A 26,590-nucleotide genomic window follows, 5' to 3' on the forward strand; every position below is an offset into this window, starting at 1 on the left:
CTCCCGTAGGCCGATGCTATTCTCGATGCTGCCGGAGGTGAAGCCGGAGGTGCGTGAGATCATGTCGACGCTCCAGCAAGTCGCTTTTCGCGCCGGTTGTTCGGTTGCGACCGCCAGCCGGGTGATGAATCGCAACGGCCCGGTCAGCGACGAAATGGTGCGGCGCGTGCGCCGCGCGGCGGCGGAGCTTGGCTATCGCCCCGGCAGCCGCAGCGGCAATGGCCGGCCGGCGATCGGCGTGCTCATCCCCAGCATCACCAATCCCGTCTTTGCGGCATCGCTTTCGAGCATCCAGAACAGGGCTTTGCATGCCGGGCATAGCGTGCTGATCGCGCAATCGAATTATGATCCGGCACAAGAAGCCGATGCCGTCGCATCGCTTCTCCAGCAGCAGCCGACCGGTCTCATCCTCACGCTCTGCGATCCTGAACGCAGCCTCGTCCTGTCATCTGCCCTGCCGCCGACCGTGCTGCTCGGCAATCCGCCGACCGCCCGCTTTACCGCCGCCGTTGCGACCGATAATTTCGGTGCGGGCCGGGACCTGACCGAGCATCTCCTGCACAAGGGGCACCGCCGCATCCTGTTCATATCAGGCCATTTTTCGGCATCGGATCGGGCGAGGCTGCGCTATCTCGGCTATGTCAGGGCGATGGAGGCGGCGCGGCAGCGGCCCCTGGATGCCCTGGAGATTTCCTTCGTGAATAGCCTGGAACAGCTCGATCTTTCGGATGCGGTTTCGCGGTTTGGCCCGACGGCGATCATCGCCTCCAATGATCTGCTGGCGCTCGGCGTCATGGGGGCTCTTCGGCGCCAGGGCCTTTCGATCCCGCGCGATATGTCGGTCGCCGGCTTCGACGGGATTTCCCTCGGCTTTCTAGGAGAGGTTTCCCTGACGACGGTCGAAATTCCGGACGGGACCATGGGAGCCGCAGCAGCCTCTTTGCTGCTCGACATGGCGGAGAATGCCGCGCCGCCGCGCCACCTGACCGTGGCTTATCGGTTACGACCCGGTGGAACGGTCCGCGATCTCAACGCCATTCCGTAGCATGCCGCAAATAAAAACGCCGCCTCTCCGAAGAGAAGCGGCGCGGCTTTTGCGATCAGATCGAATATCAGCTACGCGGCAGCATGCCTTCGACGTCGGAAGCGGCGTCATCAAGCGCTTCCTTCGGCGCAGCCGAGCCGTCGACGATGCGCGACAGGTTGTCGACGATCGTCTGGGTGACCTTGACGCCGTTGGCGCCCGGGAAGGCATACCAGGGGATCATGACCGACATCTGGCTGAGGCCTGCCTGGAACAGCGGGTTCTTCTTGTAGAAGTCGCCAAGGTAATCCGGCGACTTGGCGGCGAGTTCGTTGTTCGGAACATAGCCGGTGCCGGGAACGACGACCGAGGCGCCATAGGGGCCGGCCGCGAACTTGGCGAACTTCCAGGCAGCTTCTTCCTTGACGGGGTCATGGGTCAGGATGACGACGGCGTTGCCGCCGGTCGGCAGGCGACCGTTGACCGGGTCGATCAGCGGGATCTTGGCGGTGCGCAGGTCGAACTTGGCGCCGACATTCTTGATGGTGTTGACGAGTGCACCGGTCGTCTGGAATTCGAAGCCGACCTTGCCGGCGGCGAAGGCCTGTTCGCCGGCAGGCTTGGTGAAGACCGGCATGCCGCCTTCCTTGACGAAGCGCGCGATCAGATCGACGGCCTTCTGGCCTTCCGGACCGTTGAAGGCGACCTTGGTTTCGTCGTCGCTCAGCATCTTGCCGCCGGCGCCGAAGAGGAGGGCGGAGAACATCCAGTCGTCGCCCTGCCAGCGGAAGTCCATGCCGTCGACGCCGTTGCCGAGCGCCTTGATCTTGCCGGCAAGCGCGATGACTTCATCCCAGGTCTTCGGCGGGTTGTCCGGGTTACCACCGGCAGCCTTCACCAGGTCGGCGTTGTAGTACATGATCGGGTTCGACGTTGCGAAGGCGAGGCCGACCTGCTTGCCCTTGACCTGGGCGAGCTTCAGGATCGTGTCCGAGAAGCCCTGCTCGGCCATGTTGCCCTCTTTCTTGACGAGGGGGCCGAGATCTACGGCGACGTTGCGCTCGTCCATCATGCGCAGGCGGTTGAGGCCGATGAAGGTGACATCGGGCATCTCGCTCGTGCCGGCCTGGCGCAGGATGGTCTGAATCCCTTCTTCATAGGTGGCCGAAGGAGCAGCGAACTGGATCTTGATGTCGGGATTTTCCTCCATGAACTTCTTCGAGATCGTGTCCATCACGTTCTTGAAGAAGCCGGGCATCGGATAGTGAACCGTCAAGGTCGTCTCGGCATAGGCCGGGACCGTCACGACCATCGAAATGGCCGCGGCGGCGAGAATCTGGGTGATATGCTTCATCGCTCGTTCTCCTGTTCGAGCATGATGCCGAAAAGTGTAAGCGGTTTTCGGACGACATCATGCTCTACTTCTTTGATTCTAGAGCGGATTCAGATTTTAGATCGATGCGATCTAAAATCATCCGCTCTAGGGAACCAGTCAGCCTTTGAGACCGGTCATGGTGATGCCCTCGACGAAGCGCTTCTGTGCAAGAAGGAATGCGCCGACGAGGGGAAGGGTGATAATCAGCGTGGCGGCCATCAGCGCGCCGTAATCGTCGCCTGCCTCGGCGGCGCGGAAATACATGAGGCCCAGCGGCGGCGTGGCGTAGTCCTGCTTGCTGACGACGATCAGCGGCCAATAGAGGTCGTTCCAGTGTGCGACAACCGAGAAGATCGCGAAGGCGGTGACGGCCGGCCAGGCGTTCGGCACGATGACGCGGGCAACGATGCCGAGTTCCGACATGCCGTCGAGGCGGGCGGCATGGATCAGGTCGTCGGGCATGGCCCGGAAGAACTGCAGGAACATGAAGATCGCGAAGACCGAGATCGAGAAGGGTGCGACGAGAGCGGTATAGCTGTTCAGCAGCGACAGGCTGTTGAAGCCGACATAGAGCGGCAGCGCCGTTGCATGGATCGGGATCAGCAGGCCAAGCATGACCAGTACCATCATCGTGCGTGCGGCCGGAAATTTCAGCTTCGCCATGGCGTAAGCGCAGGGAATGGCGATCAGCACCTGAAAGAAGAAGATCAGGCCACAGACGAGGACACCGTTGAGCAGCAGCGTGCCCATCGGCACCTTGGCTAACGCATGCGTGATGTTCTCGACATAGAAGAAATGCGTCGGAATGAGCTTCAGGGCGGAGGTGAAGATATCGTCCTGCGCCTTGCCGGCAGTCGAGATCATGAAGATGTAGGGCGCGAGGAAGACGAGCGAGCCGACGATCAGCACGGCGAGGCGCAGGATGCGGCCGGGAGTGAAGCCTGTCCAGGTCATGTGTAATGCACCTGCCGGTCTTGGATGCGATATTGCAGGAAGGTCAGCACCACGAGGATGGCGAGAAAGACCGTGGTCATTGCCGAGGCATAGCCGACCCGGAGATAGACGAAGCCTTCCTGGTAGATGGTGAAGAGCAGCACTTCCGAGGCATGGTTCGGGCCGCCTTCGGTCAGGGTCTTGACGGTATCGAAGACCTTGACGGCGTTGATGATGCTGATCGTAGTGACGAACAGTGTCGTCGGTCCGAGCATCGGCCAGGTGACGAGCCAGAAGCGATCCCACGCCGATTTCGCGCCGTCGACTTCGGCGGCGGCGTAGAGCTCGCGCGGAATGGCGGTGAGGCCGGCGAGGAACAGCACCATGTTGAAACCGACCGACTGCCAGACGCCGATGATCGACAGGCTGTAGAGCGCCGTTGCCGACGAGCCGAGCCAATTCGGGCCGCGCAGGCCGATTTCGGCAAGAAGCGCATTGATCGGGCCGATGGTCGGATGGAAGAGATATTGCCAGACAGTCGCCATGGCGACGATCAGCGAGGCGACGGGCAGGAAATAGGCCGTTCGGAAGAAGCTGCGGCCGATGCCTTCGCTCTCGATCAACAGTGCCACGCCGAGGCCGAGAACGATCGAGAAGGGCGCGACGATCGCCGTATAGACCGCCGTGTTCCATAGGGATTTCTGGAATGTACGATCCCTGAGAAGATGTGCGAAATTCTCGAAGGCGACGAAGCGGAAGCTTTTGTCGCCAAGCTGGAAATCGGTGAAGCCGAGGAAGACGACGGCGACGATCGGCAGGAGAATGAAAATTACGATCAGGATGATGGCCGGCAGCGCCAGCAGCAGGGCCGTGCGAGCTTCGCCGCGCTCGCGTGCCGCCACCGACTGCATCGGCAGGGACGTGGCGGCGATGCTAGCCATGGGCCTTCTCCCGGCTAGCGTCGACAGTCAACGGTCTCGCGCGCAGACGGCGGCCATCTTCGGCGAAGACCATCGCCTGTTCCGCCGACAGGCTCAGTGCAACCGGCACGCCGGCGGAGAGACCGGCAACTTCGGCCGGGGCGAGCTTGACGACCATGGTTTCGCCGATGGCGTCGAGCTTGGCATAGAGGATCACCTCGGAGCCGAGGAACTCCATGCGCTCGATATGGGCGGCGAGCGCATCCTGACGGCCCTGGGTGAGGCGCACGAATTCCGGCCGGATGCCGAGCGTGACATTGTTGCCGGCAACGCTGCCGTCTTCCAGCGCCAGCCGGATGCCGCCGAAGGCGACGGTGCCGTTTTCGACCCGCGCCGGCAGGAGATTGATACGCGGCTGGCCGACGAAGCGGGCAACTTCGACATGGGCCGGATCGTCGTAGATCGTCTGCGGCGCTGCCAATTGCAGCAATTGACCGCCGATCATCACGGCGACGCGATCGGCCATGGAGAGCGCCTCGGCCTGGTCGTGGGTGACATAGACGGTCGGCACGCCGGCGCGGCGATGCAGGTCGACGATTTCACCGCGGGCATGGACGCGCAGGTTGGCGTCGAGATTGGAAAGTGGCTCATCCATCAGGAAGACCGCGGGGCGGCGCACCATGGCGCGGGCGAGCGCCACGCGCTGGCGCTGGCCGCCGGACATCTGGCCGGGCTTGCGGTCGAGCAGATGGTCGATCTTCAGGGACGTCGCCATCTCGCGGACATCGCGGATGATGCCGGAGCGGATATTCTTTTGACCGGGGATCAGCGTGCCGATGAAGGGCAGGCGCTGGACGCGCGACAGGCGGCGCATGGCGAGCGGCACGGCGATGTTTTCCGAGGCGGTCAGGTGCGGATAGAGCGCGTAGGACTGAAAGACCATGGCGATGTTGCGATCTGCCGCCGCAACGCCGGAAACGTCGCTTCCGCCAAGGATGATTTCGCCGCTGTCGGCGTGATCAAGCCCTGCGAGAATGCGCAGCAGCGTGCTCTTGCCGCAGCCGGACGGGCCGACGAGGGCGATGAACTCGCCCGGCTCGACCTCAAGGCTGACGCCCTTCAGGATGGCGTTGCCGCCGAAAGATTTGGTGATGCCGGCAAGCGAGAGGGCGCTCATTCGGTCGGCTCCTTCTGTGCCTTGGGTGCCGCCTGCGGATAGACTTCCATGACGACGTCATCGAGGAAGTAGGCGGTCATGCCGGGCACGGCGACGAGCTCGGTGGATACCGTCTCGCCAAGCTGATGGATCGCAGCGCCGATCAGCCGTTCGCCGGGCATTTCGCGTTCCATTTTGTCGAGGATGAAGGCGCCGGGCGGTGCCCAGACGAGATTCGTGTCGTTGAAGCGGCCTTCCCAGCTCCAATGCAGATGGCCGCTGCCGAAGAGGGCGACATCATGGGCCGCGATTAGATCATAAAGCCGGCGGCGCTGCGCCGGGCGCACGCTCCAATAGCCGGTATCACCCTCATCTGGCGCATCGACGAACAGCGGCTTGTGCGCGAAGAGGGCAACGCGGCGGTCGCCACGGCTTTCGAGCAAGTCCTGCAACCAGTCGAACTGCTTCTGCTCTTCGGCATCCTCGAAGCCCATCAACAGGCTGTTGAGGCCGATCAGCCGCCAATTATAGACGTCTTCCGCCCAATAATCCGGGCCGACGAGCCGACGCCAGCGCGCGAGCCGCTCCGGATTGACAGGCTGATAGGAGCCCGGCAGGTGACCGACATCGTGGTTGCCGGGCACGATAAGCATCGGCACGGAGACTTGCCGCATCATGTCCATGGAAAAGATAAGATCTTCATCCTTGTCAGCGCCGTCGACGCTGAGGTCGCCGGTATGGATGATGAGATCGGCGCCGCACGCCTCGATCCATTTCGCCAGCGGCTCCCAATTGCCGTTGAAATGCGGCTTGTTGGGGCTCAAATGCGTGTCGGTGATCTGGATGATCTTCAAGGCGCTTCTCCGGAAATCTTAGAAAGAGAGCGCTTGCCAAGGGAGTTCCTTCAGAACCGGCGCTTCCTGCCGTCCTGTTTAGAAGGCCCTGATGTCAGTTAGGTAACGGGTCTTTTCACCTGTTTTTCAGTTTTGTCACATCACCGTCAAAAGGCGCCTGTGCCTGTCCTATGCCGCATTGAGACTCTATACGCCTGTTATCCGAGTGCTATAGATCGCTGCCGAAGGGGAACAGAAATGTCAGACGAACAAAGCCGCATCACCGCGCTCGAAGAACAGGTGGCCCATCAGGCCAAGACAATCGAGGAACTGTCCGATCAGGTGGCGGAGCAGTGGAAAGTGATCGAGCAGACGCGGCAGAAGCTCGACCGGCTGACTGAGCGCTTCCTGACGCTGGAAGAACAGACGCTGGATGCGCCGGCCATCACCAAGCCGCCGCATTATTGAGCGGTTCCATCGGCAGGCCAATGTCATCCGTCATTTTCAGGCGCTGGAGAAGGCTTGTCGTAACTGATCCTGCATCCAGCGATGCGCCGGTGCACTGGCATGCCGGGAATGATAGAAGACCCGAAGCGTGTACATCGGAAGTTTGAATGGCGCAGGATACAGCGAAAGAGGAACTGCCTTTGCCAGTCCCTCCGCCGCTCGCCTTGGTATCGTGATTAGAAAATCCGACGTGGCTACGATGAATGGAGCAGCCATCACACTCGGAAGCTCGACCGCCACGTCCCGACGATAACCTGCTTTGGATAGCGACCCGCTGACGACGCTTCCCGCGTCGCTCCACGGAAGCACGGCGACATGCCGCTCGCGCAGATACTGGTCCAAGGTGAGAGTGTCGCTGATCCGAGGGTGGTTCTGCCGCGCAGCAACGATATACTCGTCGGAGAAGCAGTTGAACCCCTCGACGCCTTCATAGGTGGCGGCAGAGCCCTCCGTAAAACCGAGGGCGAAGTGCACTTTCCCGGCTGCCAAATCATCGAGCGATTGTTCGTGCCCGGAATGGATGACCTTGATCCGGAGGTGAGGAGCTTCCTTCTCCAAGCGAGAGATCAAGGATGGCAGCACTGCGAACGCGGTGAAATCTGTCGCGGCGAAGGTGAAGGCGAGGCGACTGGTCGCCGGCTGGAAGGGCTGCGCAGCGGCCAGTTGGTCTCCAAGGATTCGAAGCGCCTCTTCAACACCAGCCGAGATCTCCATCGCCTGCGCAGTTGGTTGCATGGCATTGCCGTAGCGAATGAACAACTCGTCGGAAAGAGCATCGCGAAGCCGCGCGATCGCATGGCTGCAGGCCGATGGGCTCATCCCCAGTTCATTCGATGCGGCGAGGATGCTTCGGTGCCGGTATATGGCATCGAAGACAACAAGTAGGTTGAGATCAAGGCGGCGTAGGATCGAATGCATACTGTGCATTTTAAGCTGAAATCAATGCAGCACAATCATTTCCGGAATGCGCTATATCGGCTTGGAAATACGAACCCTGACGAGATATCCATGATCATGCAGCTCACCTTCCGCCAACCCGTACCGGGCGATGCAGCTTATTGTTTCAACATCGAGACCTCCGCCTATGAGGGCGATGAGGCAGCGACGTTGGAAAAGATCGCAACGCGCATAGCGGAGTATCCGGAGGGCTTTCTGATCCTTGAGGCGGAGGGCCGGATTGTCGGTTTCATCAACAGCGGATGCGCATTTGACGTCGTGATGTCGGACGAGGAATTCAAGGAACTGATTGGTCACGATCCGGCTGCGGCAAACGTCGTCATTATGTCGGTCGTCGTCGATCCCGCCGAGCAAGGCAAAGGCTATTCCAAGCTCCTGATGACCGAGTTCATCCGCCGGATGACCGAGATGGGCAAGAAGACGATCCATCTCATGTGCAGGGACCACCACGTCGCGCTCTACGAGAAGATGGGATATCGCTACATAAAGCCATCCGCATCCGACCATGGCGGGAAGGCGTGGCACGAGATGATGATGGATCTCTGAGATCATTCCCGGCTTCCGATTCGTTCGTTTGCCATTTCGGCCGTGACGCGCCATCACGTTTCGGTGTTTCACGCGCCCGTGTGTAACAAAATGCCCTATCTTCCCGTATCCGCTAGCGACGAGAGATTTTATAATCGCTGCCGAGAGGAGATCATCATGAACGGTGCATCGAAAGATATGATCCGCAGGCGTCTGCCGCGTGTTGCCCGTCCGGCCGCCTTTACCGCCGGTGCGATCTTGCTTGCCGGCGTTGCGTTGCAATTCGTTACCAGCGCCTCGGCCGAAGACGCTCGCGTCATTCCGGCGCCGGCCCTGGACGAAAAGCCGGGCTCCGCCGGCACGGAGACCACGGTTCTTGCGGGCGGTTGCTTCTGGGGCGTGCAGGGCGTGTTCCAGCATGTCAACGGCGTCATCAGCGCCACGTCGGGTTATACCGGCGGCAACAAGGACGCGGCTCACTATGAGATGGTGGGCACCGGCGATACCGGACATGCCGAATCCGTGCGCATCGTTTTCGATCCGCACAAGATCAGTTACGGGCATCTGCTGCAAATCTACTTCTCTGTCGCCCATGATCCGACGGAGCTCAACTATCAGGGGCCGGACAGCGGCACGCAGTATCGTTCGGCGATCTTCCCCACCAATGCCGAGCAGGCCAACGTCGCCAAGGCCTATATCGACCAGCTCAATCACGCCAAGGTTTTCGAAGGGGCCATTGTCACTAAGATCGAGCCGGCACGGCAATTCTATGCCGCCGAGGATTATCATCAGGACTTCCTGACGACCCATCCCAATTATCCCTATATCGTCATCAACGACCTGCCGAAGATCAAGAATCTGCAGCGCATTTTCCCGAAAGACTATCGCGCCGATCCGGTTTTGGTCGAAGCGAACGCGTCGGGGAATTAACCCGGTTCTAGTCCATGCCGGCGGAAAGCAGATGCCGGTGAGCGGGCAGGATGTGGTGTTCCGTGAGGGGTGCCAAAGGGATATCGCCCGGATTGGCTGGAGATATCCACCGTATTTCCTCGATCTCGGCGGCGGGCTGAATGCGATCATCGCCGATATCGAGGCGATACACCTCGGCGATCACGCGATGATCCGGCTCGTTGGCGGCCTCAGCTTCGAAGCTGCCGAAAGGACTTAGCTGTGTCGCAGTCAATCGCAGGCCGATTTCCTCATTCAGTTCGCGGATAAGTGCGGCCGCGGCGGTTTCGCCGGCTTCGATTTTGCCGCCCGGCTGCATGAAGGCTGATGTTCCCCGCTTGCGGACCAGTAAGGTGTCGCCGTTGCCTCGCAGGATCAAGGCGGCTGCAATGCGGATGCTCTTCATCAAATCGTCCTCTGTCATTTTCGCGCACTGATATATTCAACAATGCCGGCTGCCGCAGCCGCTTGGAAAAAATATTTGTCCGCCCGTGGAATAAGATGGTCTCGGCTTCCGTATATTGGGGTATGGAACGCAAAGGACGCACATTCGATGTTTTGGCGCAGCTCGGTTCGCTGAGACGCTACGCCCGTTCGCTGGTCCGCAATGCGGATGAGGCGGAAGACCTGGTGCATGATGCCCTGGTCAGGGCGTATGAGCGAAAGTCGTCCTTCAGGCGCGGCGCGAACCTGCGCACCTGGCTGCTCTCGATCCTGCACAATGCCCATATCGACCGCTTGCGCCAGACGCGCTCGCTCAATCGCCGCCATGAAGAGGCGGCTGTTGAATTCGACCAGGCACTTCCGGCCTCGCAGGATCATGCCGTGCGCCTGAAACAGGTGCGCAACGCCTTCTTCAACCTGCCGGAAGAGCAGCGCGAAGCGCTGCATCTCGTGGCGATCGAAGATCTTTCCTATCAGGAGGCGGCATCTGCGCTCGGCATTCCCGTCGGCACGCTGATGTCGCGCATCGCCCGCGCCCGCGCCAGCCTGAGGAATTTCGAGAATACACCCGCGGTTTCGCATCTTCGACTTATCGGAGGCGGCAATGAAGACAATTGATCCCGTCATCGACGCTGATCTCGATGCTTATGTCGACGGTGAGCTGACCGTCGCGCGCCGTGTCGAGGTGGAATCCTATCTTTCGGAACATCCCGCGATCGCCGCCAAGGTCATGGCCGATATGAGCATTCGCGGCGAGCTGCGCATGGCGCTCGCGGGCGAAGGACTGGCAGCAAAGGCGGAAACGCGCGAAGCCGCACGGCGGCTGGAGCGCGGGCTGGCTTATGGCCGGGTTCTGAGCTCGTTCCAGCGAGTTGCCGCCGTCGTGATGCTGATGGCGGCCGGCTGGGTCGCGCATACATCCTTCGGCGCTTTCAGCGCGAGCGAAGTCAACGCTTCCGTTCCGGCGCCCGCTTTCGTCGATGGTGCGGTGCAAGCCTACCGGGCGACGGCCCTGCGCGAAGCGATGACGTCGCAGCCGCCGCATGCGGCCTATAATCCGGACGAAATCCGCGCATCGACAGCAATCGTCCTGCCGGAGCTGCCGCAGGGTTGGCGCGTCACCGATGCGCAAATCTATCCCTCCGATTTCGGTCCGAGCGTTGAAATGACAATCAATGCCGGCGAAGGCGGTCAATTGTCGCTGTTTGCCGTCCGTCCCGGCAATTTCGCCGTCCAGAAGGTGAGCCATGTGAAGCGTGACGACGTCCAGGCTGCCTATTGGCAGATCGGTGAGGTCGCTTACGCGCTGATCGGCAACGGCAAGGCGGCCGAGCTCGATGGCGAGGCCGCAAAGCTGGCCCGCAGTCTGTACTAGTTTGAATCAAAGGAGAACGACCATGAACCCGACCAATCCGCGATACGGCTATGGAGCCGCCGCCGGCTCGCAGGCGCTCTTCGACGAAGGTCTGCGCAAGCATATGCTGCGCGTCTACAACTACATGGGTATCGGCCTTGTGGTGACCGGCATCGTCGCGCTGATCGTCGGCACGACGCCGGCGCTCTATGTGCCAATCTTCCAGACGCCGCTGAAGTGGGTCGTCATGCTGGCGCCGCTCGCCTTCGTGCTGTTCTTCTCGTTCCGCATCCAATCGATGTCGGCTAGCACGGCGCAGACGATGTTCTGGGCCTTCTGCGCCGTCATGGGCCTGTCGCTCGCTTCGATCTTCCTGGTGTTCACCGGCACCAGCATTGCGCGGACCTTCTTCATCGCCGCGACCATGTTCGGCGCGACCAGCCTCTATGGCTATACGACCAAGCGTGATCTTTCCAACATCGGCTCGTTCCTGATGATGGGCCTCTTCGGTGTGATCATCGCCAGCGTCGTGAACATCTTCCTGGGTTCGAGCGCGCTGCAGTTCGCGATCTCGGTCATCGGTATCGTCGTCTTCGTCGGCCTGACCGCTTGGGATACGCAGAATATCAAGGAACAATATGCCGAGAACTACGATCAGGAATCGTCACAGAAGCTCGCCGTCTTCGGTGCGCTGTCGCTCTACCTGAACTTCGTCAACATCTTCCAGCTCCTGCTGAATTTCACCGGCGAGCGGGAGTGATTTCGAACTTTTTTGCTCAAGCATGATCTTGTCCGAAAACCGTTTCACACTTTTCGGGATCATGCTTCAGGATTGCGTCTCCCTTGGGGTTTCAAGGGACGCATAACGCGCCTGCGGTATCTGCGCCGATACCGCGGGCGCACTTTTTTTGGGGATCGGGAAGCGGCGCGCTCGTCCAGCTCGCATATTTTCGTTTCCATTGGACGCCCGGTAACCTGTTCGGTTGCCGGGCGTTTTCTCTTTCCGCTGCCCGGTCGAAGCGCAATAATTTAGATCGTTCCAAGTTTCTGTGAGGATATTCTCGGAGACGAGGCTTCGGCGCGTGATTTATTTTTCTCCCGAAAACGTCCGCGAATTGTGCGTTTTCGCGCAGCCTTCTAAGCATTCTCGTCAAACCTTTCCATTTACCCATTGACAAAATTTGGAACGTTCCAAATAATTATCCCACAACGAAGAGCAAGGGATTTGGTGGAGCTTCATGAGCAAGGCACGTGTCACGGTCATCGATATTGCGCACGCCGCCGGCGTGTCGAAATCGACTGTGTCGCTCGTTCTGCAGGGCAGCCCGCTGGTCAACGAGGCGACGCGGGCCAAGGTGAATGCGGTGATCCGCGAGCTCGGATACGTCTACAATCGCGGTGCCGCCAATCTGCGGCAATCGAAGTCGAAGATCGTCGGCATTGTCGTCAACGACCTCACCAACAGCTTCTTTGCGGAGCTCGCCGTTGGCGTCGATATGGTCGTGCAGTCGGCCGGCTATGTGCAGTTCCTGTCCAATACCGGCGAGAGCATAGACCGGCAGCGGGAGGTCGTCGCTTCGATGCGCGAGCACGGCATTTCCGGCCTGATCGTCTCGCCCGCGCGCGGCACGGAAGCGGCCGACTTCAAATCGCTGACCAATGCCGGCATTCCGGTGGTGATCGTCGTGCGCAATATTCCCGGCGCAAAGGTCTCGTCACTGGTGTCGGACAATTTTGCCGGCGCATCGGCGGCGGTCGAGCATCTGGCCGGTCTCGGCCACCGCCGCATCGCCTTCATGGGCGGCTTTGCCAACACCGCCGTCTTTGCCGAACGGCTCGACGGCTATCGTGATGCGCTCGCCAAGGCGGAGATCGCATTTGACGACGATCTCGTCGTTGCGACCGCGCCGTCGCGCGCCGGCGGGGTCGAAGCGGTCGGCCGCGCCATGCTGCTGGCCCATAAGCCGACGGCGGCGGTGTGTTTCAACGATGCGGTCGCCTTCGGCGTCTGCGACGGTCTGAGGGCGCGGCGGCTGGAGCCGGGCGTCGATTTTGCGGTGGTCGGCTTCGATGACGTGATCGAGGCCGAAAGTGCAGTGCCGGCGCTGACGACGGTTTCCGTCGATCCGCAGGGCATGGGCCGGCGCGCCGCACAGTTGCTCTTGAAGCAGATCAATTCCGGCAAGGTGGAGGCGGAGGCGATCGTCAGCGCCGTTCGGCTGGTGGTGCGTCAAAGCTGCGGAACCGGGCTGGACCCAGCGGCAAGGAGGGCCGTGTCATGACCAATGTAAAATGGGGCTTGATCGGTGCAAGCACAATCGCCCGCGAATGGATGATCGGCGCAATACGCGCAACCGGCGGCGACGTCGTCTCGGTGATGAGCAGGGACGCGGAGCGCGGCCGCGCCTATGCGGCTGAGAATGGTATTGCCAAATCGGTGACGGATGTCGCCGATCTCGTCACAGATCCCGATGTCGATGCCGTCTACATCTCGACGACCAACGAATTGCATCGCGACCAGACCCTGGCGGCAGTCAAGGCCGGCAAGCATGTGCTCTGTGAAAAGCCGCTGGCGCTGACGCTGGAAGACGCGCGCCTCATGGTGCAGACCGCGAAGGGCGCTGGCGTGATCATGGGCACCAACCATCATCTGCGCAATGCCGCCAGCCTCCGCGCGATGCGGGATGCAATCGCCGCCGGCAAGATCGGCAAGCCGCTGAGCGCCCGCGTTTTTCACGCCGTCTATCTGCCGCCGCATCTGCAGGGTTGGCGGGTGGACAAGCCGCAGGCGGGCGGCGGCGTCATTCTCGATATCACCGTACACGATGCCGATACGCTGCGCTTTGTGCTGAACGACGATCCGGTGGAAGCGATCGCCCTTGGCCAGAGCGGTGGCATGGGCAAGGCGGGGCTTGAGGATGCCGTCATGGGGGCTCTGCGGTTCAGGTCCGGCGTCATTGCGCAGTTCCACGACGGTTTTACCACAAAATATGCCGAGACCGGCTTCGAGGTGCACGGCACCGACGGCTCGCTGATCGGCCGCAATGTCATGACGCAGCAGCCTGTCGGTCATGTCTACCTGCGCGACCGCGATGGCCAAAACGAGCTGCCGCTCCATCACCACAATCTCTATGAGACGGCGCTTGCCGCCTTTCATGGCGCGATCGAGGGCAGGGGAAAGCCGTCGGCGACCGGCGAGGACGGTGTGTGGTCGCTGGCAACGGGTCTCGCCGTCGTCAAATCGGCTGCCACCCGCGAAGCCGCCAAGATTGATCCAGGACTTTGAGCGTCGCGATGAACAAGCATATCACCCCCGCCGAGGCGGCTGCCCTGATCCCCGATGGCGCCATCGTCTCCGTCTCTTCCTCAAGCGGTCTCGGCTGCCCGGACCTGATGCTGAAGGCGATCGGCGAGCGTTTCGACGCGACCGGCCATCCGCGTGACCTGACGACGCTGCATCCGATCGCCGCCGGTGATATGAGCGGCATCAAGGGCGTCGATCATATTGCCAGGAAAGGTCTGCTGAAGACGATCATCGGCGGCTCCTATCCGTCCGGCCCGTCGAGTTCCGAACCGCCGCTGATCTGGCAGATGATCGGCAACAACGATGTCGCGGCCTATAATATTCCGTCCGGCATCCTCTTCGACATGCATCGCGAGGCCGCCGCCAAGCGTCCCGGCGTGTTGACCAAGGTCGGTCTCGATACGTTCGTCGACCCGAACCGCGAGGGCTGCGCTATGAATGCGGCAGCCGGGGCCGAGCCGGTGGTGAAGCGTATCCTGTTCGAAGGGGAAGACTGGCTTTATTTCAAGGCGATCGCGCCGCAGGTGGCAATCATCCGGGCGACGACTGCCGACGAGCGCGGCAATCTCACCTATGAGCATGAGGGCGCCTATCTCGGCGGTCTCGACCAGGCGCTCGCCGCCCGCAACAATGGGGGAATCGTCATTGCCCAGGTCAAGCGCCTTGCCAAGGAAGGCTCGCTGAAACCGCATGATGTGCGCATCCCCGGAGTTCTTGTCGACTATATCATTGTCGATCCGGATCAGAAACAGACTACGCAGACGCTTTACGATCCGGCGATCTCGGGCGAGATCTTTCGGCCGCTCGACAGCTTCCGTGTGCCGGAATTCAATATCCAGAAGGTCATTGCCCGGCGGGTGGCGCAGGAGCTGCAATCCGGCAGCGCCGTCAATCTCGGCTTCGGCATCTCGGCCAATGTGCCGCGTATCCTGATGGAAGAGGGGCTGCATGGCGCGGTCACCTGGGTGATCGAGCAAGGGGCGGTCGGCGGCGTGCCGCTGCTCGATTTCGCCTTCGGCTGTGCGTCGAACGCCGATGCCTTCATGCCGTCGCCCTATCAGTTCACCTATTTCCAGGGTGCCGGTTTCGACGCTTCGCTTCTCTCCTTCCTGGAGATCGGCCGCGACGGTTCGGTCAATGTCTCCCGCCTCAGCTTCCGGCCGCATGTGACGGCCGGCGCCGGCGGCTTCGTCGATATCACCGCGCGGGCGAAGAAGATCGTCTTCTCCGGCATGTTCAATGCTGGCGCGAAGCTTGGTGTTGAGGATGGCCGGCTTGTCATCGAGAAGGAAGGCAAGCTGAAGAAGCTGGTGAACGCGGTCGAGCACGTTACCTTCTCCGGCCCCCGCGGCATCACACAGGGGCAGGATATCACCTATGTCACCGAGCGCTGCGTGATGAAGCTGACGCCGGACGGTTTGTTGCTGACGGAGATCGCGCCCGGCGTCGATTTGGAGGCGCATATTCTCGATCAGTCGGAATTCCCGCTGCTCGTCTCCGACCGGCTGAAGGTGATGGATGCAGCTTTGTTCCAAGACGCGCCTATCGGTCTGACGCTGCCCGCCAAGGCCAAGCGTGTTCTGGAAGGAGCGCGCCATGGGTGAGGTCAAGGTTTCTGTAGAAGGTTCCGTCGCGACGATTACCGTCTCGCGGCCGGAAAAGCTCAACGCCTTCGACATCGACATGCTGAAGGCGCTGGCCGCTGCCTGCGACGATGTGGAGGCGGATAGTTCCGTCCGCGTCGCGATCCTTATCGGCGAAGGCAAGGCCTTTTCGGCCGGCGGCGATATCAAGGCCTGGGGCGGTATGGCGGCCAACGAGTTCGGCCATGCCTGGGTGCGCTTCGGCCATCGTGTTTTCGAGCGGCTGGCGACGCTCCGCATGCCGGTGATCGCCGCATTGAATGGTCATGCGCTCGGCGGCGGGCTGGAACTGGCGGCTGCGGCCGATATCCGCATTGCGGAAAGCCAGATCAGGATCGGCCTGCCGGAAACCAGCCTTGGTATGGTTCCGGGCTGGTCCGGTACGCAGCGGCTTACCAAGCGGTTTGGCGCGCAGATCGTGCGGCGCATGGTGCTGGGCGGAGAGATGTTTTCCGCCGAGGAAGCACGCGCCTACGGTCTTGTGGACGCGGTCGTCGAAACGGGAACGGTGCTTGCCGCCGCCAGGGATTACGCAGCGCGGATTGCCACGCGCGGACCGGCGGCGCTGGAGATTGCAAAGCTGATGATCGCTTCGGCCAATGGCGAGGATAATGGGTCCGCCGTCGAGGCGTTGGGATCGATCCTGGTCGCCAAAACCGGCGACCTCAAGGAGGGCGTTGCGGCCTTTGCCGGCAAACGCGCCGCCGAGTTCAAGGGGGAATGGTGATGACGGTTCTTGCGAAGCCACAGGCGCTTCCCGATGTAAAAGTGCGCGAATTCAAGATGCTGATCGACGGCAAATGGGTCGAAGGCATCGAGACCGGCACGATCGAGCGCGTGGCGCCGAGCCATGGCGTCACCGTCAGCCGCTATAAATCCGCGACTAAGGACGATGCGCATCTGGCTATCGCGGCCGCGCGCAAGGCATTCGACCACGGTCCCTGGCCGCGCATGACGGCGGCGGAACGCTCCAATATCCTGCTGAAGGCTGCCGACATGATCTCGGCGCGAGCCGAGGAGCTCGCCTATCTCGACGCCATCGAGGCCGGCAAGCCGATTACCCAGGTGCGCGGCGAGATTGCCGGTTCCGCCGATATCTGGCGCTATGCAGCCGCCCTTGCACGTGATCTGCACGGCGAGAGCTACAACACGCTTGGTGACGGCACAATGGGCGTCGTGCTGCGTGAAGCGATCGGGGTCGTCTCGATCATCACGCCCTGGAATTTCCCGTTCCTTATCGTAAGTCAAAAGTTACCTTTTGCACTGGCCGCCGGCTGCACGGCGGTGGTCAAACCCTCCGAGCTGACGTCTGGCTCGACTCTGGTGCTCGGCGAAATCCTGATGGAAGCCGGCGTGCCGGCCGGCGTCGTCAATATCCTCGTCGGAACGGGTGCCGATGTCGGTGCGCCGATGACCAGCCATCCGGATGTCGACATGATCTCCTTCACCGGTTCGACCGGCGTTGGGCGACTGACCATGGCGAGTGCGGCGCAGACGCTGAAGAAGGTTTCGCTCGAACTCGGCGGCAAGAACCCGCAGATCGTTTTTCCCGACGCCAATCTCGATGAGTTCGTCGATGCCGCGGTGTTCGGCGCCTATTTCAACGCCGGCGAATGCTGCAATGCCGGCTCGCGACTGATCATCCATCGCGATATTGCCAAGGATGTCACAGCGCGTATCGCCAGCCTGTCGGAAAAGGTGAGGGTCGGCGATCCGCTCGACCCTTCCACGCAAGTGGGCGCGATCATCACGCCGCAACATTTGCAGAAGATCCAGGGCTATGTTTCCGGCGCGGCAAAGAGCGGCGCGACCGTGGCGCATGGCGGCAGCCAGATCGATTTCGGCTTCGGCCAGTACATGGCGCCGACCATTCTCGCAGACGTTAAACCGGAGATGGCGGTGGCGAAGGAGGAGGTATTCGGGCCTGTCCTTTCCGTGCTGACGTTCGAGACGACCGAAGATGCGATCCGCATCGCCAATTCCATCGATTACGGCCTTTCCGCCGGCGTCTGGAGCCGCGATTTCGACACGTGCCTGACGATCGGGCGACGGGTGCGGGCCGGCACGATCTGGATGAACACCTTCATGGATGGTGCGGCGGAACTGCCCTTCGGCGGCTATCGCCAATCGGGACTTGGGCGCGAGCTCGGCCGGCATGCGGTGGAAGATTATACCGAGACAAAAACGCTCAACATGCATATCGGCCGGCGCACCGGCTGGTGGATGCCGAGGTGAGATGAATGCCCATGGCTGGGAGGCCGTGGTGGATTTGTTCCTCGCGAAGAGCGCGGAACAGGGAGGAAGCAGCGGGAGGAGGTCTTGCTGCGCAACTGTTAAAACCGGGAGGAAAATATGCGTAAATTGATGACATCTGTGGCTGCGGCCGCCCTTCTTATGACGGGCACCGTGACCGTAGTGCATGCGACTGAAAGCGTTGAAGTCCTGCATTGGTGGACCTCGGGCGGCGAGGCGTCGGCGCTGGAAGTCCTGAAGAAGGACCTGGAATCGAAGGGCATAGGCTGGGTCGACATGCCGGTTGCCGGCGGTGGTGGCAGCGAGGCCATGACCGTTCTGCGCGCCCGCGTCACGGGTGGCAACCCGCCGACCGCCGTGCAGATGCTCGGCTTCGACATTCTCGACTGGGCCAAGGAAGGTTCGCTCGGCAATCTCGATGCGGTCGCTAATAAGGAAGGCTGGGACAAGGTCGTCCCGACCGCCCTGCAGAAATTCTCCAAATATGACGGCCATTGGATCGCCGCTCCCGTAAACGTCCACTCCACCAACTGGGTGTGGATCAACAAGGAAGCGCTGGACAAGGCCGGCGGCAAGGTGCCGGAGAATTGGGACGAGCTGATCGCGCTGCTCGACAATTTCAAGAAGCAAGGAATCACGCCGATCGCCCATGGCGGCCAGCCGTGGCAGGATGCGACGATCTTCGACGCCGTCGTGCTCTCGTTTGGCAACGACTTCTACAAGAAGGCGTTCATCGATCTCGATCCCGATACGCTCGGCAGCCCGAAGATGAAGGAAGCCTTCGACCGCATGACGAAGCTGCGCTCCTATGTCGATGACAACTTCTCCGGCCGCGACTGGAATCTTGCCTCCGGCATGGTCATCGAAGGCAAGGCCGGCCTGCAGTTCATGGGCGACTGGGCCAAGGGCGAATTCCTGAAGGCGAAGAAGGTGCCGGGTAAGGATTTCGTCTGCATCCGCTTCCCGGGAACGCAGGGCTCGGTGACCTTCAACTCCGACCAATTCGCGATGTTCAAGGTCTCCGCCGACAAGATCCCGGCGCAGATGCAAATGGCGTCCTCGATCGAAAGCCCGACCTTCCAGTCGGCTTTTAATGTCGTCAAGGGCTCGGTTCCGGCCCGCACCGACGTTCCGGATACCGCCTTCGATGATTGCGGCAAGAAGGCGATCAAGGATCTGGCCGAAGCCAACAAGAACGGCACGCTGATGGGCTCCATGGCCCATGGCCACGCCAATCCGGCGGCGGTCAAGAACGCGATCTACGACGTCGTAACCCGCGAATTCAACGGCGATCTGTCGTCGGATGACGCGGTCAAGGAACTCGTCTCGGCGGTTGCGGCGGCGAAGTAAGGTAGTTCGGAGCAAGGAGTGCCCCTCATCCGGCCTGTCGGCCACCCTCTCCCCGCTCGCGGGGAGAGGGTTCGGGCGAGGGCTTCACTTGCTCCGTACGCAGATAATCAAACTAGGTGTTCGACCATGAACAGTCGCAGTCGAATGCAGGTGCTATTGCCCAAGCTGGTGCTGGCCCCGAGCTTCGTCGTCATTCTGATCTTCGTATATGGCTTTATCGCCTATACCGGCTATCTGTCGCTGACCGACAGCAAGATGCTGCCTTCCTATAACCTTATTGGTTTCACCAACTATGATAGGCTTTGGGCGTTGCCGCACTGGTGGCGTGCGATCACCAATCTCGGCATCTTCGCTTCCCTCTATATCGCCATCTGCTCGGCGCTCGGCCTCGCCCTTGCTATCCTGCTCGACCAGAAAATCCGTGCCGAAGGGCTGCTGAGGCCGATCTATCTCTATCCGATGGCGCTGTCCTTCATCGTCACGGGAACGGCGTGGAAATGGTTTCTCGATCCTGGCATCGGCCTTGAGAACACCATGCATCTCTGGGGCTGGGAGAGTTTTTCCTTCACCTGGATCAAGGATTCGAAAATGGCGATCTATTGCGTCGTCATCGCCGCCGTCTGGCAGTCTTCGGGCTTCGTCATGGCGATGTTCCTTGCCGGCCTTCGCGGCGTCGACAACGAGATCATCAAGGCGGCGCAGATCGACGGCGCGTCGGCGGTCACCACCTATCGCCGCATCATCATTCCATTGATGCGGCCTGTGTTCCTCTCGGCCTTCGTCGTGCTCGCCCACCTCGCGATCAAGGCCTATGACCTGATCGTGGCGCTGACTGGCGGCGGGCCGGGGCAGGCGACCGAACTGCCGGCTACCTTCATGTATTCCTACACTTTCACCCGCAATCTGATGGGCATCGGCGCCTCGTCGGCGATCATCATGCTGGCGATGATCTTTGCCATCATCATCCCCTATCTCTATTCGGAAATCGGCGGAGGGAAACGCGCATGAGCAACCCCAATCCGCAAAACGCCATCTCGCACGGCAAGCTGACCCGTGGGCTGATCTATGCGGCGCTGATCCTGTTTGCCGTCTATTACCTGCTGCCGCTCTATGTGATGCTGGTCAATTCCTTCAAGCCGCTTGAAGAGATTCGCCAGGGCGGCATGCTGAACCTGCCGAAGACCTGGACGATCGAGCCCTGGATATCGGCCTGGTCGACGGCGCAGATCGGCGTGCAGCCGACGGGGCTCAGGCCCTTTTTTATCAACTCGATCCTGATGGTCGTTCCTGCCGTCGCCATCTCCACCATGGTCGGCGCGCTGAACGGCTATGTGCTGACGAAGTGGCGTTTCCGCGGCGCGGAAATCTTCTTCGGTATGCTGCTGCTCTCCTGCTTCATCCCGTTCCAGATCGTGCTGATCCCGATGGCGCGCATCCTCGGTTTCTTCGGCATCGCCGGGACCATATGGGGGCTGATCCTCGTCCACATAGTCTACGGCCTCGGCTTCACCACGCTTTATTTCCGCAATTATTACGAGGCCTTTCCGACCGAGCTGGTCCGCGCCGCGCAGATCGACGGGGCGAGCTTCTTCCAGATTTTCCGGCGCATCCTGCTGCCGTCTTCGGGGCCGATCATCGTCGTCTCGGTCATCTGGCAGTTCACCAATATCTGGAACGACTTCCTGTTCGGCGCGTCCTTTTCGGGCGTCAGTTCGACGCCGATGACGGTCGCGCTCAACAACCTCGTCAGCTCGTCGACGGGCGTCAAGGAATACAATGTCCACTTCGCCGGCGCGATCCTCGCTGCCCTGCCAACCCTCATCGTCTACATCGTCTCCGGCCGATTTTTCGTCCGCGGCCTGATGTCCGGCGCCGTCAAGGGATAAGACCATGTCCTTCCTGAAAATCACCAATCTGCGCAAGTCCTATGGATCGCTCGAAATCCTGAAGGACATCAATATCGAAATCGAAAAGGGCGGATTTCTCGTGCTCGTCGGCCCGTCCGGCTGCGGCAAGTCCACCCTGCTCAACACCATTGCCGGGCTGGAGCCGATCACCTCGGGCGACATTGCCATTGCCGGCCGCTCGGTCAACGGCCTGGCGCCGTCGCAACGTGATATCGCCATGGTGTTCCAGTCCTATGCGCTCTATCCGAACATGACGGTTGCCGGCAACATCGCCTTCGGCATGGAAATCCGCAAAGTTCCGAAGGAGGAACGCGACAAGGCGATCAAGCAAGTGGCCGACATGCTGCAGATCGGCCATCTGCTCGACCGCAAGCCGAGCCAGCTTTCCGGCGGCCAGCGCCAGCGCGTCGCCATGGGCCGGGCGTTGGTGCGCGATCCGCAGGTCTTCCTGTTCGACGAGCCGCTCTCCAACCTCGATGCCAAGCTGCGCGTCGACATGCGCACCGAGATCAAGCGCCTGCATCAGCGCATGAAGACGACGATCGTCTACGTCACCCATGATCAGATCGAGGCAATGACGCTGGCCACGAAGATCGCCGTCCTTAAGGACGGTGTTCTGCAGCAATTCGGAACGCCGGCGGAAATCTACAATCACCCTGCCAATACCTTCGTTGCGGACTTCATGGGCTCGCCCGCCATGAACCTGCTGACCGCGACGGTGGAGAGCGGGCCGACGGGATTGCAGGTCTCGCTCGACCGACCGAATGGCGCGGCCCCCCTGAAGCTGCCTGTCAACGGGAGCGGCGCCGGACTCGGCGCCCATGCCGGCAAGGACGTGATCTTCGGCATTCGGCCGGAGGCGCTGACCGACCTCGACGGTGCGGACCGCAATGCCCATTCGCTCGCCGAAGGAGACTGCCTGATCGAGGTGGTCGAGCCGGCCGGTTCGGATACGTTTGCGATCGTCCGCCTCGGCGGCAAATCCGTCGTGGCGCGGCTGCGCGCCGATGCCCGCATTGCCCCCGGGCAGACGACACGGCTTGCCTTCAATCTCGACAAGGCGGTGTTCTTCGATCCGCAGAGCCAGGTTCGGATAGCGTGAGCGGCAGCATGGCAGAACCGGATATCGTCATCATCGGTTCGGGGATCGGTGGCTCCACTGTCGCTTCCGGCCTTGCCGCCTCGGGCGCCAACATATTGATCCTGGAGACCGGCGAACGGCTGGAGGACCGACCGGAAACCCGCGACCAGCGGGCGATCTTCCTGCGCGGCCATTTCCGCCCGAAGGAGACCTGGTACGAGAAAGACGGCAAGGGGTTCAATCCCGGCAACTACTACAATGTCGGCGGCAATTCGAAATTCTACGGCGCGGTGCTGATCCGCTACCGACGCGAGGATTTTGAGGAGATGCGGCATCTGGACGGCGTGTCGCCGGCCTGGCCCTTTCCGTATGAGGAGCTGGAGCCCTGGTATAGCGAGGCGGAGCAGCTCTATCAGGTGCGCGGCAGCCTCGGCGACGATCCCTGGGAACCGCCGCATTCGCAACCCTATCCATTTCCACCGGTACCCGACGAGCCGGCAATCGCCAGTGTCCGCAAGCGACTGAAGGACAGTGGCATGCATCCGCATTCGCTGCCGTTGGGCGTCGATATCGACAAGTGGCTTGTCAAGGGCCGTACGCCCTGGGATGCGCATCCGCATAGTGCCGACGGCAAGATGGATGCCGAGACGGTGGCGCTTGCCAAGGCTCTGCAATATCCGAACGTCAAGCTGAAGACCGGCGCGCGCGTCACGCGGCTCCAGGCTGCCGGCGATGGGCGGATGATCGCCGCGGTGCATTATTCCGCCTATGGAGAGGCGCATGTCGTACGACCGAAGCTGGTCATCCTTGCGGCCGGGGCGGTGCAGTCGGCGGTGCTGCTGCTGAGATCGGCTGACGATGCGAATCCGCGCGGGCTTGCCAATCGCTCCGATCAGGTCGGCCGCAATTTCATGAACCATAATTCCTCTGCCGTGCTGGCGATTTCGCCCTGGTATCGGAATGATTCGGTCTATCAGAAGACTTTCGGCTTCAACGACTTCTATCTCTCGGATGGCGAAGGCGGGCCGCCGCTCGGCAATGTTCAGCTTTTGGGACGCGTTTCCGGCACGATCCTCAAGGCGAATATGCCGACTGTGCCGGAATGGCTTCTGAACAGGCTTTCCGCCCATGCCATCGATTTCTATGCCATGAGCGAGGATCTTCCGTCGCCGGAAAGCCGGATCACGGTCGACGGCGACCGCATCGTGCTGCAGTGGGTGCGCACCAATTGGCAGGCGCATCTCGATCTGGTGAAGAAGCTGAAGAGCGTGCTGCGTAAGGCCGGCTTCCCGATCGTGCTGTCACGTCCCTTCGACAAGCGCACACCGTCGCATCAATGCGGCACGGTCAAGATCGGCAATGACGGCTCGAGCGCGCCGCTCGATGTCTTCTGCCGCGCCTTCGATCACCCCAATCTTTTCGTGGTCGACGCCAGCTTCCTGCCGACTTCGGCGGCGGTGAATCCGGCGCTGACCGTGGCCGCGCAAGCGCTGCGCGTGGCCGACCATATCGTGCGGGAGGAGCTGCGGTCATGAAGGCAAGGCGTCCGATCGCCGTCGTCACCGGAGGCCGCAAGGGGATCGGTTTCGGTATTGCGCGGGCGCTGGCGAGAAGCGGTTTCGATCTGGCGATCACCGGTGTCGAGGTAGAGCCGCCGTTGGCGGAACTTGCGGAATTGAAGGGGAATGGCGGGCGGGCAATCTATCTGCAGTCTGATCTTGCCGCTCTCTCGGGACACATGGGAACCGTCGAGGCGATCCGGGCGGCTTTGGGCGAGATCGATTGCCTGGTCAATAATGCCGGCATTGGCCCCGTCGTGCGCGGCGATTTCCTTGATTTGGCGCCAGAAAATTTCGACCGGATCATCGACGTCAATCTGCGCGGCACGGTGTTTTTTACCCAGGCGATCGTTCGTTCGATGCTCGCGGCGAAGACGTCGCTGCCGCGTTCGGTGATCAACATCACCTCGGTCTCGGCAGCGCTGAGTTCGCCTGAGAGGCTAGATTATTGCATCAGCAAGGCCGGTCTCTCGGCCTTCTCGCAGGGGTTGGCGCTGCGGCTGGCGGAGACCGGCATTGCCGTCTTCGAGGTGCGGCCCGGCATCATCCGCACCGACATGACGGCGCAAGTTTCGGAGAAATACGACGCATTGATCGATGGCGGCCTGGTGCCGATGAAGCGCTGGGGCGAGACGGGCGATGTCGGCAGCATCGTTGCGGCGCTGGCCAAAGGGGGCTTCGGTTTTGCCACGGGATCGGTGATCCCTGCGGATGGTGGGCTGGGGATCGGGCGACTGTGAAGGATTTACCCTTGCCCCATCGGGAGGAGGGAAATGCGATCTCGTGCCGGGAACATGATAAATTTGAGGACTGGAATGAGCTACGACTACATCATCACCGGCGCCGGACCGGCGGGCTGCGTACTCGCCAACCGTCTGAGCGAGGACCCCATGGTGAAAGTCCTGTTGCTGGAGGCTGGCGGCGGTGATTGGAATCCGTTGTTCCACATGCCGGCCGGCTTCGCCAAGATGACCAAGGGGGTGGCGAGCTGGGGCTGGAAGACGGTGCCGCAGAGGCATATGAAGGGCCGCGTGCTGCGCTATACGCAGGCGAAGGTGATCGGCGGCGGCTCCTCGATCAATGCGCAGCTTTACACGCGCGGCAACGCTGTCGACTACGATCTCTGGGCACGCGAGGATGGCTGCGAGGGCTGGGACTATCGCAGCGTGCTGCCTTACTTCAAACGCGCCGAGGACAATCAGCGCTTTGCCGATGACTATCATTCCTATGGCGGCCCGCTCGGCGTTTCCATGCCGGTATCGGCGCTGCCGATCTGCGATGCCTATATCCGCGCCGGTCAGGAACTCGGCATCCCCTATAATCACGATTTCAACGGCAGACAGCAGGCGGGTGTCGGCTTCTATCAGTTGACGCAGCGCAACCGCCGCCGCTCGTCGGCTTCGCTGGCCTACCTATCGCCGATCAAAGATCGAAAGAACCTGACCATCCGTACCGGTGCGCGGGTGGCGCGCATCATTCTCGAAGGCCGCCGCGCCGTCGGCGTCGAGGTGGTGACAGACAAGGGTGTCGAGATCATTCGGGCGGACCGGGAAGTGCTGATCTCCTCCGGCGCCATCGGCTCGCCGAAGCTGCTCTTGCAATCCGGGATCGGCCCGGCCGACCATCTGACCTCGGTCGGTGTGCCGGTCACGCACGACCTGCCGGGTGTCGGCGGCAATCTGCAGGACCATCTTGATCTTTTCGTCATCTCGGAATGCACCGGCGACCACACCTACGACAATGTCGCCAAGCTGCATCGTACGCTCTGGGCCGGGCTGCAATATCTGCTGTTCCGCTCCGGTCCCGTCGCCTCGTCGCTCTTCGAGACCGGCGGCTTCTGGTATGCTGATCCCGATGCCCGCTCGCCGGATATCCAGTTCCATCTCGGCCTCGGCTCCGGCATCGAGGCGGGCGTCGCACGGCTGAAGAATGCCGGCGTAACTTTAAATTCCGCCTATCTGCACCCGCGCTCGCGCGGCACGGTGCGGCTCTCTTCATCCGACCCATCCGCCGCGCCGCTGATCGATCCGAACTATTGGAGCGATCCGCACGATATGAAGATGTCGCTCGAAGGCCTACGGATCGCCCGCGACATCATGAGCCAGGATGCGCTGAAGCCCTTTGTGCTGGCTGAGCGGCTGCCGGGTGGCAATCTGACAACGGAGGCGCAATTGTTCGACTATGGCTGCGCCAACGCCAAGACCGACCATCATCCCGTCGGCACCTGCAAGATGGGCACGGACGCCATGGCGGTCGTCGATCTCGAGCTGAAGGTGCGAGGGCTCGAGGGCCTGCGCGTCTGCGACAGCTCCATCATGCCGCGCGTGCCCTCCTGCAACACCAACGGCCCGACGATCATGATCGGCGAGAAAGGCGCGGATATCATCCGCGATCGGGATCCGCTACCGCCGGCGATTTTCTCCTGGGAGCGCAATGACACGCGGCCGCGCGCGCGGGCGGATGTTCGTTAAAAAGCAAAACGCCCCGAAGTTCGGGGCGTTTCGTTTACGGGAGGAG

The 26,590-nt window shown here is 61.4% G+C and carries 26 protein-coding genes; 19 read left to right on the forward strand and 7 right to left on the reverse strand.

Annotated features, from left to right (window positions below):
- The first annotated feature begins 61 nt into the window (after window positions 1–61).
- Entirely contained in the window at window positions 62–1,045 is a 984-nt protein-coding gene (locus PH547_RS23320; protein WP_285169608.1) for a substrate-binding domain-containing protein, read from the forward strand.
- 67 nt (window positions 1,046–1,112) lie between these two features.
- Here PH547_RS23320 and PH547_RS23325 read toward each other — a convergent pair whose 3' ends face one another.
- The 5 genes from PH547_RS23325 to PH547_RS23345 form a co-directional block, all read right to left on the reverse strand.
- A complete protein-coding gene (locus PH547_RS23325; protein ID WP_283047575.1) occupies window positions 1,113–2,378 on the reverse strand; it encodes an ABC transporter substrate-binding protein in 1,266 nt (421 codons plus the stop codon).
- Between the two features lie 138 nt (window positions 2,379–2,516).
- Window positions 2,517–3,353 (reverse strand): carbohydrate ABC transporter permease, encoded by an 837-nt coding sequence (locus tag PH547_RS23330; RefSeq protein ID WP_285169566.1) that lies wholly within the window; start codon window positions 3,351–3,353, stop codon window positions 2,517–2,519.
- The gene (locus tag PH547_RS23335; RefSeq protein WP_483315575.1) at window positions 3,350–4,273 is read right to left on the reverse strand and encodes a carbohydrate ABC transporter permease; all 924 of its coding nucleotides are present in this window, start codon (window positions 4,271–4,273) and stop codon (window positions 3,350–3,352) included. Before PH547_RS23335 ends, PH547_RS23330 begins: the two co-directional genes overlap by 4 nt.
- Complete coding sequence (locus PH547_RS23340) at window positions 4,266–5,429, reverse strand: ABC transporter ATP-binding protein (RefSeq protein WP_285169567.1); 1,164 nt, start codon at window positions 5,427–5,429, stop codon at window positions 4,266–4,268. The genes PH547_RS23335 and PH547_RS23340 overlap by 8 nt, the downstream gene beginning before the upstream one ends.
- A complete protein-coding gene (locus PH547_RS23345; protein ID WP_285169568.1) occupies window positions 5,426–6,262 on the reverse strand; it encodes a metallophosphoesterase family protein in 837 nt (278 codons plus the stop codon). The genes PH547_RS23340 and PH547_RS23345 overlap by 4 nt, the downstream gene beginning before the upstream one ends.
- 237 nt (window positions 6,263–6,499) lie before the next feature.
- On the opposite strand from PH547_RS23345, the gene PH547_RS23350 reads away from it, so the two are divergent.
- A complete protein-coding gene (locus PH547_RS23350) occupies window positions 6,500–6,709 on the forward strand; it encodes a SlyX family protein (protein ID WP_104824426.1) in 210 nt (69 codons plus the stop codon).
- A 36-nt stretch (window positions 6,710–6,745) separates the two neighbouring features.
- Here PH547_RS23350 and PH547_RS23355 read toward each other — a convergent pair whose 3' ends face one another.
- Window positions 6,746–7,675, reverse strand: coding sequence for a LysR family transcriptional regulator (locus PH547_RS23355; RefSeq protein ID WP_350223751.1), 930 nt, complete (start codon window positions 7,673–7,675; stop codon window positions 6,746–6,748).
- 81 nt (window positions 7,676–7,756) lie between these two features.
- Here PH547_RS23355 and PH547_RS23360 point away from each other — a divergent pair, with 81 nt between their 5' ends.
- Both PH547_RS23360 and msrA read left to right on the forward strand, forming a co-directional pair.
- On the forward strand, window positions 7,757–8,251 hold the full coding sequence (locus tag PH547_RS23360) for a GNAT family N-acetyltransferase (protein ID WP_285169570.1): 495 nt from the start codon (window positions 7,757–7,759) through the stop codon (window positions 8,249–8,251).
- A 156-nt stretch (window positions 8,252–8,407) separates the two neighbouring features.
- Window positions 8,408–9,160 carry a peptide-methionine (S)-S-oxide reductase MsrA gene (msrA, locus tag PH547_RS23365; protein WP_285169571.1) on the forward strand — a complete coding sequence of 251 codons (753 nt, stop codon included), beginning with the start codon at window positions 8,408–8,410 and terminating at the stop codon, window positions 9,158–9,160.
- A 7-nt stretch (window positions 9,161–9,167) separates the two neighbouring features.
- Here the strand turns inward: msrA and PH547_RS23370 are convergent, their stop codons facing one another.
- Window positions 9,168–9,584, reverse strand: a complete 417-nt coding sequence (locus tag PH547_RS23370; protein ID WP_245463899.1) for an NUDIX hydrolase — start codon at window positions 9,582–9,584, stop codon at window positions 9,168–9,170.
- A gap of 122 nt (window positions 9,585–9,706) precedes the next feature.
- Between PH547_RS23370 and PH547_RS23375 the strand changes: the two genes are divergently transcribed.
- The 15 genes from PH547_RS23375 (at window position 9,707) to PH547_RS23445 (ending at window position 26,544) form a co-directional block, all read left to right on the forward strand.
- Window positions 9,707–10,240, forward strand: a complete 534-nt coding sequence (locus PH547_RS23375) for a sigma-70 family RNA polymerase sigma factor (protein ID WP_285169572.1) — start codon at window positions 9,707–9,709, stop codon at window positions 10,238–10,240.
- The gene (locus PH547_RS23380) at window positions 10,227–10,997 is read left to right on the forward strand and encodes an anti-sigma factor family protein (RefSeq protein WP_260303162.1); all 771 of its coding nucleotides are present in this window, start codon (window positions 10,227–10,229) and stop codon (window positions 10,995–10,997) included. Before PH547_RS23375 ends, PH547_RS23380 begins: the two co-directional genes overlap by 14 nt.
- A 22-nt stretch (window positions 10,998–11,019) precedes the next feature.
- Entirely contained in the window at window positions 11,020–11,736 is a 717-nt protein-coding gene (locus PH547_RS23385) for a Bax inhibitor-1/YccA family protein (RefSeq protein ID WP_104824422.1), read from the forward strand.
- A gap of 478 nt (window positions 11,737–12,214) precedes the next feature.
- Window positions 12,215–13,258 carry a LacI family DNA-binding transcriptional regulator gene (locus tag PH547_RS23390; RefSeq protein WP_285169573.1) on the forward strand — a complete coding sequence of 348 codons (1,044 nt, stop codon included), beginning with the start codon at window positions 12,215–12,217 and terminating at the stop codon, window positions 13,256–13,258.
- A complete protein-coding gene (locus PH547_RS23395; RefSeq protein WP_260303160.1) occupies window positions 13,255–14,262 on the forward strand; it encodes a Gfo/Idh/MocA family protein in 1,008 nt (335 codons plus the stop codon). The genes PH547_RS23390 and PH547_RS23395 overlap by 4 nt, the downstream gene beginning before the upstream one ends.
- 8 nt (window positions 14,263–14,270) lie before the next feature.
- On the forward strand, window positions 14,271–15,884 hold the full coding sequence (locus PH547_RS23400) for an acyl CoA:acetate/3-ketoacid CoA transferase (protein WP_285169574.1): 1,614 nt from the start codon (window positions 14,271–14,273) through the stop codon (window positions 15,882–15,884).
- Complete coding sequence (locus tag PH547_RS23405) at window positions 15,877–16,650, forward strand: enoyl-CoA hydratase/isomerase family protein (RefSeq protein ID WP_104824418.1); 774 nt, start codon at window positions 15,877–15,879, stop codon at window positions 16,648–16,650. The genes PH547_RS23400 and PH547_RS23405 overlap by 8 nt, the downstream gene beginning before the upstream one ends.
- Window positions 16,650–18,158 carry an aldehyde dehydrogenase family protein gene (locus tag PH547_RS23410; RefSeq protein ID WP_104824417.1) on the forward strand — a complete coding sequence of 503 codons (1,509 nt, stop codon included), beginning with the start codon at window positions 16,650–16,652 and terminating at the stop codon, window positions 18,156–18,158. The genes PH547_RS23405 and PH547_RS23410 overlap by 1 nt, the downstream gene beginning before the upstream one ends.
- 117 nt (window positions 18,159–18,275) lie before the next feature.
- Window positions 18,276–19,526, forward strand: coding sequence for an ABC transporter substrate-binding protein (locus tag PH547_RS23415; RefSeq protein WP_104824416.1), 1,251 nt, complete (start codon window positions 18,276–18,278; stop codon window positions 19,524–19,526).
- Between the two features lie 126 nt (window positions 19,527–19,652).
- Complete coding sequence (locus PH547_RS23420) at window positions 19,653–20,534, forward strand: carbohydrate ABC transporter permease (RefSeq protein ID WP_104824415.1); 882 nt, start codon at window positions 19,653–19,655, stop codon at window positions 20,532–20,534.
- Complete coding sequence (locus PH547_RS23425) at window positions 20,531–21,412, forward strand: carbohydrate ABC transporter permease (RefSeq protein WP_104824414.1); 882 nt, start codon at window positions 20,531–20,533, stop codon at window positions 21,410–21,412. The genes PH547_RS23420 and PH547_RS23425 overlap by 4 nt, the downstream gene beginning before the upstream one ends.
- 4 nt (window positions 21,413–21,416) lie before the next feature.
- Window positions 21,417–22,535 (forward strand): ABC transporter ATP-binding protein, encoded by a 1,119-nt coding sequence (locus PH547_RS23430; protein ID WP_104824413.1) that lies wholly within the window; start codon window positions 21,417–21,419, stop codon window positions 22,533–22,535.
- An 8-nt stretch (window positions 22,536–22,543) separates the two neighbouring features.
- The gene (locus PH547_RS23435; RefSeq protein ID WP_445944961.1) at window positions 22,544–24,049 is read left to right on the forward strand and encodes an FAD-dependent oxidoreductase; all 1,506 of its coding nucleotides are present in this window, start codon (window positions 22,544–22,546) and stop codon (window positions 24,047–24,049) included.
- Window positions 24,046–24,813, forward strand: coding sequence for a 3-ketoacyl-ACP reductase (locus PH547_RS23440; protein WP_104824411.1), 768 nt, complete (start codon window positions 24,046–24,048; stop codon window positions 24,811–24,813). The genes PH547_RS23435 and PH547_RS23440 overlap by 4 nt, the downstream gene beginning before the upstream one ends.
- A gap of 75 nt (window positions 24,814–24,888) precedes the next feature.
- Complete coding sequence (locus tag PH547_RS23445; RefSeq protein ID WP_104824410.1) at window positions 24,889–26,544, forward strand: GMC family oxidoreductase; 1,656 nt, start codon at window positions 24,889–24,891, stop codon at window positions 26,542–26,544.
- Window positions 26,545–26,590 lie beyond the last annotated feature (46 nt).

The organism is Rhizobium cerradonense, from assembly GCF_030182455.1.
GTDB lineage: Bacteria > Pseudomonadota > Alphaproteobacteria > Rhizobiales > Rhizobiaceae > Rhizobium.